We start from the raw sequence: 13,351 nt of genomic DNA, 5'->3' as shown, positions 1-13,351 counted from the left end.
CCGCGTGGCCCTGCGGCTGCCGTCGCCGTGCCTGGTGGTGCTCGCCGGGCCGCCCGCGTCGGGCAAGTCGACGTGGGCGGCGGCCCACTTCCGGCCCGACGAGGTCGTGTCCAGCGACCGGTTGCGGGCGGTCGTCGGCTGCGGTGAGGACGACATCGCCGCGAGCGCCGACGCGTTCGCACTCCTGGAGGAGATCGTCGCGCGGCGGGTGGCCCGGGGGCTCACCACGGTGATCGACACGACGGGCCTCGGTGCCGCCGACCGGGCCCGTTGGCGCGCACTGGCCCGTACCCACCGGATGGCGTGCGTCGCCGTCGCCGTCGACACGCCCGCCGGGGAGTGTCGGGCCCGCAACCGGGCCCGCGCCCACCCGGTGCCCGCCACGGTGCTGACGGCCCAGCTGCGGGCGTGGCCTGCGGTCCGGGACGCGTTGCGGGGCGAGGGATTCGACGAGGTGCTGGCACCCGGGGCGGTCCGGGTCGTCCCACCCGCGTTCGCGACGGCGGGCGAGGCCGTGGCGCGCCAGCAGGAGCGGCCCGTCGGGATGCGGTTCGGGCTGCACCTCTCGGCGTTCCCCGGCGGCGCGGCCGTACTCGCGCCCCGGCTGCGGGAGATCGCCGCGGGCGCCGAGGCCGCGGGCTTCGACGCGATCTACGTCATGGACCACTTCCGCCAGATCCCCCAGGTCGGCCGCGCCTGGGACGACTTCCTGGAGAGCTTCACGACGCTGGCCTGGCTCGCGGCCTGCACCGACCGGGTGCGGCTGGGCCCGCTCGTCGCCGGCGTGACCTACCGCAACGTCGGGCACCTGGCCAAGATCGTCGCGACCCTGGACGTGCTGAGCGGCGGTCGGGCGGTGTGCGGGCTCGGGCTGGGCTGGTTCGAGGCCGAGCACCGCGCCTACGGCTGGCCGTTCCCGCCGGTGGGGGAGCGCTACGCGCTGCTGGAGGACGCGTTGCGGGCGCTGCCCGTGCTGTGGGGACCGGGCGCGAAACCCTTCCACGGCACCGTGATCGACCTCCCCGACACCGCCGGCTACCCGCGGCCGCTGCAGGAGCACGTACCGGTCGTGCTCGGCGGCGGCGGGGAACGCCGGACACTGCGGCTGGCCGCGCGGTACGCCGACGTCGCGAACGTGCTCGGCGACGCGGCGACCGTCGCGCGCAAGGCCGCCGTGCTGCGGGAGCACTGCGCGGACACCGGCCGCGACGTGGAGCTCTCCCACCTGACGACGGCGCTGGTCGGTGCGGACGGGGCCGAGGTGGACGCCCTGGTGGACCGGCTGCGCCCCCGCGGCGCCGATCCCGCCCGGTACGCCGCGGGCGTGCACGCGGGCACCGTCGAGGACCAGGTCGGGCGGTTCCGGGAGCTGGCCGATGCCGGAGTCGCCGAGGTGGTGGTGCGCCTGTGCGGCGAGGAGGCGCGGGCGCTGGAGCAGATGGCGACGGTGATCGCCGCCTTCCGCCCGTGACGCCGCCCCGCACCACCCACCACCTGGCGAACAGCAGTGTCGTCGCGACCTATGCGACGACGGTGCCGTCCGTCGGATGCGAAGGAGCGGCAGCGGCGGACGGGCCGCGGAGAGCGGGTCGGAGACCGATGATCACCGTCAGTGCCACCAGCACCAGCACCGCCGCGCCGGCCAGGGCCGTCACGCCGACGCCGTCGACGAACGCCGCGCGCGCGGAGGTGAGCAGGGCCTGGGCCGGGGGTCCGGTCAGGTCCCCGGCGGAGGCCACGGCGCCACCGAGCGTCTCGCGGGCGGCGTCGGCGGGCAGCGGACCGACCGACGACGGCACCACGACCGACGCGCGGTAGACCGCCGAGAGCACGCTGCCGAGCACCGCCGTACCGAGCACGGCCCCGATCTCGTAGGCCGTCTCCGACACCGCGGACGCCGAACCGGCGCGGTCCGCGGGCACGGCGGAGAGGATCGCGTCGTTCGTGATCGTCTCCGACAGGCCGATGCCGGTGCCGACCAGCACCGCCGCCAGGCCGAGGACGATCAGCGAGAAGTCCCCGTCCAGCGCCGTGCAGAGCAGGAACCCGGCCGCGGCCAGCAGCAGCCCGGACGGCACGAGCACCCGCAGGGAGAACCGGCGGGCCAGCCGCGCGGCCACCACGCCCGCCACCATCGTCATGACGAAGCCGGGCAGCAGGACCTCACCCGCGGCGAGCGGGGAGAGGCCCAGCACGAGCATCAGGTACTGCGCGGAGAAGAACAGCAGCCCGGTCAGCGCGAACATCGTGGAGGCGTTCGCGAGCGCGGACAGGCGCAGTACCGGCGACGCGAAGAGCGTGACGTCGAGCAGCGGTTCCTCGCCCGCGGCCAGCTTCGCGCGGGCACGCCGGACGAACAGCAGCCCGGCCCCGACCCCCACCAGCAGCGAGAGCGCCGCGGACGCGGTGGGACCGTCGTGGCCCAGCAGCTTGATCGCGAGCACCGTCGGCACCATCGCGAGCAGCGACAGGAGCACGCCGATCGGGTCGAGCCGGCCGGGGTTCGGCATGCGCGACTCCGGGAGCACGAGGGGCGCGAGCACCAGCAGCGCCACCATCACCGGCACGTTGAGCAGGAAGACCGAGCCCCACCAGAGGTGCTCGAGCAGCACCCCGCCGACGATCGGGCCGAGCGCCGCACCCGCGGCGAACCCGGTGGCCCAGACGGCCACGGCGAACCGGCGCTGGGCGCGGTCGACGAACAGCGTGCGCAGCAGCGCGAGGGTGGCGGGCATCAGCATCGCGCCGAAGAACCCGAGCAGGGCGCGCGCGGCCACGAGGTGCAGGGGATCGGTGGAGAACGCGGCCAGGAGCGACACCGCGCCGAAGCCGGCCACGCCGATCGTCAGCGTGCGGCGGCGACCGATCCGGTCGCCCAGCGTCCCCATCGTGACGAGCAGACCGGCCAGCACCAGCGGATAGATGTCGACGAGCCACAGCAGCTGCGCCGCCGACGGGGCGAGCGCCTGGCTGATGGCGGGCAGCGCGAAGCCCAGGACGGTGTTGTCGATCGCGACGATGAGCGTGGGGAGGAAGAGGACGGCGAGGCCGAACCACTCGCGGCGGCCGGCGCGAGGCGGGGTGGTGACGAACATGGGGGACTTCTCCTGAGCGACCCGTGAGGGCTCCGTGGTGTTCGCGCCGGAGCGCGTCAGCAGTGCGTATGTTTACCGTCTAGACGGTACAGAGCGCGTGCTCATTCCCGCCAGCCGGCCGAGGGTGTGCCGGGACACGCCCCCTAGAGTGGATCGATGACAGGCGCCCGCGACCGCGTGCTGGACGCGTACGAGACGGTGCTCATCGAGCACGGCCCCGGCTCCGCCACGCTCGACGCCGTCGCCGCGGCGGCCGAGGTCTCCAAGGGCGGGTTGCTCTACCACTTCTCCTCGAAGGACGCTCTGGCCACGGGCCTGCTCGACCGCCTGCGGGAGCGCAGCTCCGCCGACGCCGCGGCCATCCGGGCCGCCCCGGACGGAGCCGTGGCCTACTACATCCGCACCTCGGCGCCCGGCGGCGGCGTACCCGGCGGGGTCACCCGCACGTACCTCGCCGTTCTTCGCCTTGCCGACGGCACCGAGACCGGCCAGGCCGTGCGCGACGCGCTGGCGGTGGTGCACGCCGAGGAGTACGACGCCCTGCGTGCGGAGCTCACCGACCCGGTGCTCGCCTGGATCGCCCAGCTCGTGGGCGACGGCCTCTACCTGCGCACCCTGACCGGCACCCCACTGCCCCCGGGCCTGGGGGTGGAGGAGCTCCTGTCCACGATGCGCACCTACCTCCCGCCGCCGAGCGCGACCTGAGGGTGGTTCGCGCCCGGTCGAACCACCCTGGTGTCGTGGTCACCCCGGTGCCGCCGCCACGGACCCGGCCAGGGGCCTCCGTTCGACGCGGTCCCGGTCCCGCAGCCGGTAGCGGCGAACACCTACGCCACGCGCGTCGCGACCCCCGAGGCCTGCCGCGCGATCACCGGCACCGGCACGGGGAGCCGGTGGACCGTGACGTTCCAGTACCGCGACTCCGGCTCGGCCGCCCGCCAGGCGTTGGCGAGGCGGGCGGCGGCGTCGGCGTCCATCCGGCGACGGGGCCGCGGGCGCATCCCGCAGCGCTCCCGGATCACGCGGTCCAGCGCGCGCCACGCGTCGTCCGCCGTCGTGTGCACGCTGACCGTGGGCGGACCGTCGGCGTCGCCCACCAGCAGGGTGTACGCGCTGACCACCTCGTAGGACATGGCCGCCCTCTCTCCGTCACGATGCGAGCCCGCCCAGTCAACGGCAGCGGCCCGTCCGGGGTGCGGCGCCACGCCGGTGGTGCGACGGACGGACCGGAGGGAACGATCAGCGACCCCGACCTCGGCGACACCGACCTCAGCGACACCGACCTCAGCGACACCGACCTCAGCGACCCAGCGACACCGACGACATGGTGAACTCCGGCACCCGGACGGGAGGCATGGCGGCGCGGGTGAACCAGTCCTTCCACTCCCGCGGCAGCGTGCGCTCGGTGGCGCCGACCTCGGTGGCGCGGCGCAGGACGTCGAGCGGGGAGTGGTTGAAGCGGAAGTTGTGGTCCACCTCGCCCACCACCTCCCCGCCCTCCACGAGGTAGACGCCGTCGCGCGTCAGGCCCGTGAGCAGCAGCGTGGTGGGGTCGACGAGCCGGATGTACCACAGGCACGTGAGCAGCAGGCCGCGCTCGGTGGACGCCACCATGTCGGCGGTGGACGCGGCGGAGCCGCCGGTGAGCAGCAGGTTGTCGCCGCCCGGGGTGAAGGTGGTGCCGAACTCCGCGGCCTCCGCGCGGGAGTAGGCCAGCTCGGAGACGACGCCCTCGCGCACCCAGTCGACGCGACGGGTGGGCGCCCCGTTGTCGAACACGCTCAGGCCCTCGTGGGAGCGGGTGGTGATGAGGAACGGCTCGTACTCGAGCCCCGGCGCCGCGGGGTCGCAGGCCAGCGTCAGCGGCAGGTCGGTGAGCCGCTCGCCGACACGGGTGCCGTCGGCGCCGGCGAGGGCGCTGCGGCCCTCCTGCGCGGCGCGGCCCTCCATCGACCAGGCCAGGTAGATCATCAGGTCCGCCGTGGCCGAGGGCGGCAGCAGCGTCTCGTACTTCCCCGCCGGCAGCGTGACGCGGCGCTTGCCCCACTCCAGCCGCCGCGCGGCCTCGGCGGCGAGCGCGATCACGTCGACGTCGGTGAAGTCGCTGGTGGACACGCCCGCCCACGCGGAACCGGACAGGTCGGGGGTCTTCGCGTTGAGCTCGACCGAGCCGGTGGGCTGCACCCACCGCCGCCGCACGCCCGCGGACGTGCCGAGCCAGACGGTGGTGAGCTCGTGGCTCGCGAACCCGTACTGGCGCTGCGGGCCGGCGAGCACCTCCGCGAGGTCCGCGGCCAGCCGGCCGTAGACGCCGATGGACGTCTCCTCCGCGGGGAGGTCCCACGTGGGGTCACCGGGCGAAGCGCCGGCGGAGCGCGCATCAGCCCAGTCGCTCGAGGACGGCAGCGGCGACGCGTCGTCCGCGGGACCGGCGTCGCGGGCGGCCGCCTCGGCCGCCGCCACCAGCGTCGCGAGCTGGCTCGCGTCGGTGACCGTGACGCTGGAGCTGACCGTGCCCGCCGCGGTGCCGCCCTCCACCGCGACCATGGCGATCACCGTGACCTGGCCGGACGTGGTGTGGCCGTTGGTGGTCATCGTGGAGTTGGCCCAGCGCAGCACGGCCTCGCTGTTCTCACGGACGAGCACCACGCAGCCGGCGAGGTGGGTGGCGGCGGCCAGCGTCCGCTCGACGATCTCCTGGGGCCTCAGTGCGCTGATGCTCGAGCCCGACAAGCGACTCATCGGCCCTCCTCCTGCGTGTTGAGGACGTTGACCCCGCGGAACCGGGCCGACGGCGCGCCGTGGCTGACGGCCGCCACCTGACCCGGCTGGGCCTTGCCGCAGTTCATCGCGCCGTGCAGCACCCACGTGGACGGCCCGCCGACCGCGTCCATCGAGCCCCAGAAGTCGGTGGTGGTGGCCTGGTAGGCGACGTCGCGCAGCTGCCCGGCGAGCTTGCCACCGACGATCGAGAAGAACCGCTGGCCGGTGAACTGGAAGTTGTAGCGCTGCATGTCGATCGACCACGACTTGTCGCCGACGACGTAGATCCCGCGCTCGACGCCGGCGATCAGCTCGTCGGTGGTGGTGTCGCGCACCGGGTCGGGCTGCAGCGACACGTTGGCCATCCGCTGGATGGGCACGTGGTGCGGGGAGTCGGCGAACGCGCAGCCGTTGGAGCGCTCCAGGCCCAGCCGCGGCGCGAACGTGCGGTCCAGCTGGTAGCCGACGAGGACGCCGTCGCGCACGAGGTCCCACTCGCCCGTCGCGACGCCGTCGTCGTCGAAGCCGACGGTGGCCAGCCCGTGCTCCACCGTGCGGTCGCCCGTGACGTGCATGAGATCGGAGCCGTAACGCAGCGTGCCGAGCTGGTCGGGGGTGGCGAAGCTGGTGCCGGCGTAGGCGGCCTCGTAGCCGATGGCGCGGTCGTACTCGGTGGCGTGCCCGACCGACTCGTGGATGGTGAGCCACAGGTTGGTGGGGTCGATGACCAGGTCGTACGCGCCGGCCTGCACGCTCGGGGACTTCACCTTCTCGGCCAGCAGCTCGGGCACGACGGCGAGCTCGCCGTCCCAGTCCCAGCCGTCGCCGAGCAGGTACTCCCAGCCCCGGCCGACGGGCGGCGACAGCGAGCTCATCGTCTCGAAGCCGCCCGACGCCCGGTCGACGGCCGTGGCCGTGAACGACGGCGCGACGCGGACGCGCTGCTGGGTGGTGGAGGTGCCGGTGAGGTCGGCGTAGAACTTGCACTCCCGCACCTGCATGACCGACGCCTGGACGTGGTCGACGCCATCGGCGGCCAGCAGCCGCTGCGACCACTCGCCGAGCAGGCCGACCTTGTCGCGGGTGGGCACCTCGAAGGGGTCGGTGGTGTAGGCCGAGACCCAGACGGCGCCGGCGTGCACCGGCTCGTCCGCGCGCTCCACACGCTCGACCGCGACGGGCGCGAGCGTGCGCGCGACCTGCACGGCCCGCTCCGCGGTGGCCGCCGCGCGCTGCGGGGTGAGCTCGCCGTGCGAGGCGAACCCCCACACCCCGTCGACGATCACGCGGACCGCGAGCCCGACCTCGACGTCGTCGGAGACGCCGGTGACCGAGCCGTCGCGCAACGAGATGGTCTGGGTGCTGATCCGTTCCACGCGCAGGTCGGCGTGCTGGGCGCCCAGCTCCCGGGCGCGGGTGAGCGCGGCGTCGGCGAGCGCGGTGAGCGGCAGCGCCCGGAACGCGGGGTCGATGCGGTCGAGCGACATGGGTCCAACCTACTGGGAGCCCAGCTCGATGCCTCCCGACAAGCCGTCGAGGACCGCCTCGCCGGGGTGGTCGACCTGCGGGAACTCCAGCACCGCGGGCCGCACCACCCCGTCCGGGCCGACGCGCAGGACCTGGTCGGCCAGGCCGTCGCCGTCGAGGTCCGAGGACAGGACGAGGTCGCCGTGGTCCTCGCCGAGGACGGTGTCCGGGCGGCCGTCGCCGTCGGTGTCGAACCCGCCGGTCACGTCCAGACCCACGGGCACGTCGCCGGGCCGTCGGGGATCACGCATCCGCCACCTCCGCCTCGAGCGCCCGCCACTCGGACTCCACGGCGGCGCGGCGGCGGGCGACCGCGGCGTCGAGGTCGGCGCCCGCCGAGCGTTCGAGCTCCAGCAGGCGACGGGCCAGATCGGCGTCCAGGGCCGTGCACGCCGCGGCCAGCGTCTCCTCGACGCACCGGCGCAGCGCGGCCCGTTCCAGCGCGATCCGCCGCGACCGTACGGCGACGACCGCGGCCGCCACCCCGACGCCCACCGCGAGGGGTGCGAGCGCGGGACCACCCAGCGCCGGCAGGCCGAGCACGGGCAACGCGGCCAGCGGCAGCAGCACCAGCCGCCAGAGCGCCAGTCCGTCGACGGCGCCGCTGAGCGGCGAGGACCGTTCGGGGACCCGCGGGACCACCGGCAGCGGCCGGGCCGCGGGCAGCGCCGGCCACGCGGTGAGCGGGCCGACGTCGAGCGAGCGGGCGGCGGCGATCCGGCGCAGGCCCGGCCCGATCTCGGCGGCCCAGCGGGCGTGGACCGCGGCCGCCAGCGCGTCGAGCGCCGGACGGAGACGTGCGGGGAGGCCGCGGCGGACGGCCCGGTCGGGATGGTCGATGTGGGCCCGTGCCTCACGGCCGAGCCGGGCGCACGCGGCGGCCAGCGCATCGGACGTGGCGATCCGGCTCAGGGCCAGCTCGCTGCGCAGCTCGGTGCGGTGGGAGCCACCGAGCCGCCCGCGCTCCTCCACCAGCTCACGGCGGCGGGCGCGGACCGCGTCCCCGTAGCGATCGGGCATGCGACGAGCGTCCCAGCCCGGGTCCGATCCCGGGCCGGAACAGACCCTCGTCACCCGGGTGGCGCAGCGGCGTCCCGCTCGGCCTCCGCCACCAGCCGCGTGTAGCGGGTACCGGCCGCCAGCAGGACCAGCCCGGCCCCGAGGAACGCGCCGACACGGGCGAACCCGTCGAGCGCGACGAGGTCGAACAGCACCAGCTTCGCCACGGCCGCGGCCACCAGCACCAGCCCGGCGACGCGCAGCGCCGGTCGGCTGATGCCCCGCGCGAGCAGGACGAGCGCCGCGACCGTCCAGGAGACCGTGACCAGCGCGTGGCCGGCGGTGAAGCCGGTGCGGTCGGGCGAGACGAGCAGGGCCGGCTCGACGACGAGCCCGGCCGCGCCGTACAGCCCGACCAGCCCGATCGGCACCCACAGCGCCGCGGCGGACGCGTCCGGTCGGACCCAGCCGACCTTCCCACCGGAGACGAGCAGCGTGCCGGCGAGCACCAGCACCAGCGCCGAGACCGACGCGGCGGAGACCAGCCGGCCGGTGTCGGCGAGGCCGTCCACGATGTAGGGCGGGGCCGGGAACCGGACGAGGGCGCCGAGCGGCGCGGCGTCCACCAGCGCGGATATCACGGCGAGCCCGCCGAACACCATGCTCGTGACCAGCGCGAACCTGCTGCGGAGCACGGCCGCGAGCACGCCGGCCACGATCGCCTCCGCCAGCACGACGAGCGTGACGGTGGACCCGCGCCCGTCGAGCGCGGTGCCCGTCGCGACGAGGAGGCCGAGCACGGCGGCGGTGGCCGCGACGGTGCGCAGCCGCCGGTCCAGGCCCGGCAGGGCCGCGAAGCCCGCCATCACCAGGGCCCCGGCCGCGACGACGGCGGCACCGCCCCAGCCGGCGAGACCGACACCCACCACCAGCGTCGCCGACGACGCCGCGCCGACGAGCACCCCGACCGGTCCGACGGGCAGCCGCCGGGCGGCGGGCACGGCCGTGCCGGTCGCGACGGTCAGCACGGCCAGCGCCAGACCGATCGCGGTGGCCCGGTCACCGGCGCCCCCGCCCGTGTAGCCCGCCACCACGATCGAGCCGTAGAGGACCGGACCGGCCGCGGCCACCAGCATCAGCACGGGCCAGCTGCGGCGCAGCACCACCGCCACGGAGGCCACCTGGAGGACGAGCACGAGCGCCACCAGCAGCCAGTCGTGCGCCACCGCGGGGGCGAGCAGCGCGGCGCCGCCGGTGACCGCGGCCCCGAGCAGCTGGGAGCGCCAGCGGTCGGCGATCGCGAGACCGGCCCCGGCGACGAGCAGCGCGATCACCAGCGCCGGCACGGCCGGGAGGTACCCGTAGCCGGCCGTGGCGGCCGCGGTCACCAGGTAGAGCGTGGCGAAACCGGTGGCCGCCAACGCCAGCGCACCGGCGCGGGCCGTCTCGCGACGGTGCAACCAGGCACCGACGCCGACGAGAGCCGCGCCGAGCACCGCCCCGGCGATGAGCCGGACCTCGATCGAGAACCAGCCCCGCGACGCCGCCAGCACCAGCAGCATCACGACGCCGAGCAGGGTGACCGCGCCACCGACCCACGCCAGCAGCCGGGCTCCCGACAGGGCGCTGGACACGCGCTGCTTCGGCTGTGGCGCCGGTCCGGCCGGCGGCCCGTAGGGATTCGGCGCGAACGCGACCTGCGGATAGCCGGGCTGCGCGTAGCCCGGCTGCGGGTGGCCGGCGGGCGGGTACGGGCCAGCCGGATACGGGGGCGGGACCGGGCCGGCCCAGCCGGCCGCGGCCGGCGGCCCGCCGCGGTACGGGCCGGGCGCCCCGGGTGTGGCGCCCGTCACTGTCGCAGCCGGCCGCTCGGTCCCTTTCGTCCCGCCGACCTGGGCGGCACCCGTCGTCGCACCGGCCCCGTTCGCCCCGCCGTCCGAAACCGGATCGAGATCTGAGGCAACCCTCTCCCCGGCCGGGGCGTCTACCTGACGTGACCACGCTGCCGCTCCCGGCTCCGGTCCGGGCTCTGCCGGACCGGCCGGGCCCGCCTGTCCGGGCGAGTTCAACGCGAGCAGTTCCGTACCCATGCCGTCGAGTCGGCGACCGATCCGCCCCAGCTCCTCGGCGAGAGCCGCGATGGGGTCGGCGGTACCAGGCGGTGTGCGCATACCCGCGAGGATGGCGCCCCGGGGCGTCCGGGGGAATGCGTACGACTACCGCATATCGGTCACGGTTCGATCACGTGTCCCACCATCAGTGTTGCGTTCGTGTTCACCCGCATCTCCGCGGATGGGGCGTCGTTGCACCTGGTGAGCGGACCTGTCTGGAGGTTGTGTGAGCGCCGTACTGCCCGCCCGTCCGGCCGTTCCCGCGGTGCCGGCGCACTACGCGCCGTCCCACGAGACGGCCCCACGTGCGCTTCGCCGCCCGAGCCCCCGACCACACCAGGGGCGTTCCGCGTACCCGACCGTCAGCGTCGTGGTGCCCACCCGCAACGAGGCCCGCAACCTCGAGGTCATCCTGCCCGCGATCGCGGCCGTGCGCCCGGCGGTGCACGAGATCATCGTCGTCGACGGCAACTCCACCGACGGCTCGCTGGACGTCGCGCGCCGCGTGCTGCCGTCGGTGAAGACCATCACCCAGACCCGCAAGGGCAAGGGCAACGCCATGGCCTGCGGTTTCGCCGCGGTCACCGGCGACGTCGTCGTCATGTTCGACGCCGACGGCTCGGCCGACCCCGCCGAGATCCCGCGCTTCGTCGAGGCACTCGTGGCCGGCGCCGACTTCGCCAAGGGCAGCCGGTTCGCCACGGGCGGCGGCAGCGACGACATCACGCTGCTGCGCAAGACCGGGAACTTCGGCCTCAACGGCGTCGCCAACGCGCTGTTCGGCACGTCCTACACCGACCTCTGCTATGGCTACAACGCCTTCTGGGCCGACGTGCTGCCGTTGCTGGACCTGCCGCCCATCGACGCGCCGGCGCCCGCCGAGGGCATGCTCTGGGGCGACGGCTTCGAGATCGAGACGGTGCTCAACTGCCGGATCGCCACGGCCCGCCTGAAGATCACCGAGGTGCCGTCGATGGAACGGCAGCGGATGTTCGGCGAGACCAACCTCAGGACCTTCGTCGACGGCGCGCGGGTGCTCCGTACGCTCATGTCGGAGCACCGTCGCCAGTCCAGCCGCCGCTAGTCCCGCCGTTCCAGGAGAGTCCCGTGCCGACCGCCACCGTCGTGATCTGTGTCTACACCGAGAAACGATGGGACGACATCGTCGACGCCGTCGACTCGGTCGTGGCGCAGGACGTGCAGGCCGCCGAGATCATCGTGCTCGTCGACCACAACGCGGCGCTGCTCTCGCGCGCCCAGCAGGCGTTCGGCCCCCGCGGGGTTCGGGTGCTGCCCAACAGCAAGAAGCAGGGCCTCTCCGGCGCCCGCAACACGGCGGTCGAGGCGGCGTCCGGTGACGTCGTGGTGTTCCTCGACGACGACGCGGCGGCCCGGCCGGGCTGGCTCGCCGCGCTGCTGGAGCCCTACTCCGACCCCACGGTGATGGCCGTCGGCGGCGTCGCGCACCCGCGCTGGCCGGTGCGCCGCAGCACGGCGGGCGCCCGCATCGACGCGCGGCCCCGCGTGCTCCCCGGCTCCGCCCCCGCCGACGGCGACGCCACGGGCGAGCTGGACTGGATCGTCGGCTGCACCTACACCGGCCAGCCCACCGAGCAGGCCGAGGTGCGCAACCTCATGGGCTGCAACATGTCCTTCCGCCGCGAGGTGTTCGGGCGCGTCGGCGGCTTCGCCGAGGACATCGGCCGCATCGGCAAGAACCCCCTGGGCTGCGAGGAGACGGAGCTCTGCATCCGCGCCCGCCAGGTCTACGGCACCGCGGGGGAGAAGATCCGCATCGTGTTCGAGCCGGGCGCGGCCGTCGACCACCGCGTGAGCCCGGACCGCGTCGAGTGGGCCTACCTGCGCCGGCGGTGCTGGGCAGAGGGGCTGTCGAAGGCCGCGGTGTCGAAGCTCGTGGGCAGCGACGACGCACTGTCCACCGAGCGCGGCTACGTCGCGAGGATCCTGCCCGGCGCGGTGGTGCGCGAGCTGAAGCAGAAGCGGGTGACGTCGGCGGCGGCCGTCGTCGTCGCGCTCGGGTTCACCAGTGCCGGTTACCTGCGCGGCAAGCTCCCCGGGGCCACGGCGGGCGTGCGCCTGCCCGCCGCCGCTCCGCACGGGCGTGGCTGAGCACCCACCGATCACCAGCTTCGTCCACCACCGGGCCCGCCTCACCGAGGGGCAGCAGGCCGCGTGGGACCGCTGGTGGTCGGTGCGCGGCCGCGACGTCGTCGATCTGCCGTCGTGGGACCCGGCCGCCTGGTTCGGGCGCACCGCCCCGCTGATCCTGGAGATCGGCTCGGGCATGGGGGAGTCGACGGCCGCGATGGCCGCCGCGGCCCCCGAGGTGGACCACGTCGCCGTCGAGGTGTTCGAGCCCGGGCTCGCGCAGCTGCTGATGCGCGCCGACGACGCCGGGCTGACCAACCTCGCCCTCCTGCGGGGCGACGCCGTGGCCCTGCTGCGCGACCGCGTGCCGGAGGGCTCCCTCGACGGCGTCCGCATCTACTTCCCCGACCCGTGGCCCAAGCGCAAGCACCGCAAGCGGCGGCTCGTGCAGCCGGACGTCGTGGCCCTCGTCGCGTCCCGGTTGCGACCCGGGGGGACCCTGCACCTGGCCACCGACTGGGACGACTACGCCACCCAGATGCGTGCCGTCTGCACCGCGGAACCACTCCTCTGCAACACCGCATCGGACGAGTCCGAGGGCTGGATTGCGCGACCCGGGTGGCGGCCCGTCACCAAGTTCGAGCAGCGCGCCCGCGTCGAGGGCCGTGACGTGCATGACCTTCTGTTCCGCCGTGACACCAGCGGGCCACCTTCCGATCACAGACCGTGAGCGTGTAAGAAGTGCGT

The 13,351-nt window shown here is 74.9% G+C and carries 12 protein-coding genes; 5 read left to right on the top strand and 7 right to left on the bottom strand.

Annotated features, from left to right (window positions below; translation table 11 throughout):
• Positions 1-4: 4 nt before the first annotated feature.
• Positions 5-1,471: a TIGR03560 family F420-dependent LLM class oxidoreductase gene (locus BGP03_RS25570; protein WP_296370567.1), complete on the top strand. Its 1,467-nt coding sequence runs from the start codon at positions 5-7 to the stop codon at positions 1,469-1,471.
• Positions 1,472-1,520: 49 nt separating this feature from the next.
• On the opposite strand, the gene BGP03_RS25565 is transcribed toward BGP03_RS25570, so the two are convergent.
• Positions 1,521-3,095: an MFS transporter gene (locus tag BGP03_RS25565; RefSeq protein WP_296370568.1), complete on the bottom strand. Its 1,575-nt coding sequence runs from the start codon at positions 3,093-3,095 to the stop codon at positions 1,521-1,523.
• Between the two features lie 156 nt (positions 3,096-3,251).
• Between BGP03_RS25565 and BGP03_RS25560 the strand changes: the two genes are divergently transcribed.
• Positions 3,252-3,800, top strand: a complete 549-nt coding sequence (locus tag BGP03_RS25560; RefSeq protein ID WP_296370569.1) for a TetR/AcrR family transcriptional regulator — start codon at positions 3,252-3,254, stop codon at positions 3,798-3,800.
• Between the two features lie 122 nt (positions 3,801-3,922).
• Here BGP03_RS25560 and BGP03_RS25555 read toward each other — a convergent pair whose 3' ends face one another.
• The 6 genes from BGP03_RS25555 to BGP03_RS25530 form a co-directional block, all read right to left on the bottom strand.
• Positions 3,923-4,228, bottom strand: coding sequence for a hypothetical protein (locus tag BGP03_RS25555; RefSeq protein WP_296370570.1), 306 nt, complete (start codon positions 4,226-4,228; stop codon positions 3,923-3,925).
• Positions 4,229-4,394: 166 nt separating this feature from the next.
• Positions 4,395-5,837: a metallopeptidase TldD-related protein gene (locus BGP03_RS25550; RefSeq protein WP_296370571.1), complete on the bottom strand. Its 1,443-nt coding sequence runs from the start codon at positions 5,835-5,837 to the stop codon at positions 4,395-4,397.
• Positions 5,834-7,345, bottom strand: a complete 1,512-nt coding sequence (locus tag BGP03_RS25545; protein WP_298799414.1) for a TldD/PmbA family protein — start codon at positions 7,343-7,345, stop codon at positions 5,834-5,836. Before BGP03_RS25545 ends, BGP03_RS25550 begins: the two co-directional genes overlap by 4 nt.
• A gap of 9 nt (positions 7,346-7,354) precedes the next feature.
• On the bottom strand, positions 7,355-7,636 hold the full coding sequence (locus BGP03_RS25540) for a hypothetical protein (protein ID WP_296370573.1): 282 nt from the start codon (positions 7,634-7,636) through the stop codon (positions 7,355-7,357).
• Positions 7,629-8,405, bottom strand: coding sequence for a hypothetical protein (locus BGP03_RS25535; RefSeq protein WP_296370574.1), 777 nt, complete (start codon positions 8,403-8,405; stop codon positions 7,629-7,631). The genes BGP03_RS25540 and BGP03_RS25535 overlap by 8 nt, the downstream gene beginning before the upstream one ends.
• 50 nt (positions 8,406-8,455) lie before the next feature.
• On the bottom strand, positions 8,456-10,237 hold the full coding sequence (locus tag BGP03_RS25530; RefSeq protein WP_298799415.1) for a DUF2339 domain-containing protein: 1,782 nt from the start codon (positions 10,235-10,237) through the stop codon (positions 8,456-8,458).
• Positions 10,238-10,865: 628 nt separating this feature from the next.
• On the opposite strand from BGP03_RS25530, the gene BGP03_RS25525 reads away from it, so the two are divergent.
• The 3 genes from BGP03_RS25525 to trmB are packed head-to-tail and all read left to right on the top strand — an operon-like array spanning position 10,866 to position 13,334.
• Positions 10,866-11,579, top strand: coding sequence for a glycosyltransferase family 2 protein (locus BGP03_RS25525; RefSeq protein ID WP_296370576.1), 714 nt, complete (start codon positions 10,866-10,868; stop codon positions 11,577-11,579).
• A 23-nt stretch (positions 11,580-11,602) separates the two neighbouring features.
• Positions 11,603-12,625, top strand: coding sequence for a glycosyltransferase (locus BGP03_RS25520; RefSeq protein WP_298799416.1), 1,023 nt, complete (start codon positions 11,603-11,605; stop codon positions 12,623-12,625).
• Complete coding sequence (trmB, locus tag BGP03_RS25515) at positions 12,618-13,334, top strand: tRNA (guanosine(46)-N7)-methyltransferase TrmB (protein WP_298799417.1); 717 nt, start codon at positions 12,618-12,620, stop codon at positions 13,332-13,334. Before BGP03_RS25520 ends, trmB begins: the two co-directional genes overlap by 8 nt.
• The last annotated feature ends 17 nt before the right edge of the window (positions 13,335-13,351 follow it).

Origin of the sequence: Pseudonocardia sp. 73-21 (assembly GCF_001899645.1) — a bacterium.
Taxonomy (GTDB): domain Bacteria; phylum Actinomycetota; class Actinomycetes; order Mycobacteriales; family Pseudonocardiaceae; genus Pseudonocardia.
This window is presented reverse-complemented; position numbering and strand designations above follow the sequence as displayed.

Coding starts and splice junctions, on each gene's coding strand:
- BGP03_RS25560 (WP_296370569.1), top strand. CDS start 3,252: ATGACAGGCGCCCGCGACCGCGTGCTGGACGCGTACGAGACGGTGCTC.
- BGP03_RS25565 (WP_296370568.1), bottom strand. CDS start 3,095: ATGTTCGTCACCACCCCGCCTCGCGCCGGCCGCCGCGAGTGGTTCGGC.
- BGP03_RS25550 (WP_296370571.1), bottom strand. CDS start 5,837: ATGAGTCGCTTGTCGGGCTCGAGCATCAGCGCACTGAGGCCCCAGGAG.
- BGP03_RS25545 (WP_298799414.1), bottom strand. CDS start 7,345: ATGTCGCTCGACCGCATCGACCCCGCGTTCCGGGCGCTGCCGCTCACC.
- BGP03_RS25555 (WP_296370570.1), bottom strand. CDS start 4,228: ATGTCCTACGAGGTGGTCAGCGCGTACACCCTGCTGGTGGGCGACGCC.
- BGP03_RS25535 (WP_296370574.1), bottom strand. CDS start 8,405: ATGCCCGATCGCTACGGGGACGCGGTCCGCGCCCGCCGCCGTGAGCTG.
- BGP03_RS25540 (WP_296370573.1), bottom strand. CDS start 7,636: ATGCGTGATCCCCGACGGCCCGGCGACGTGCCCGTGGGTCTGGACGTG.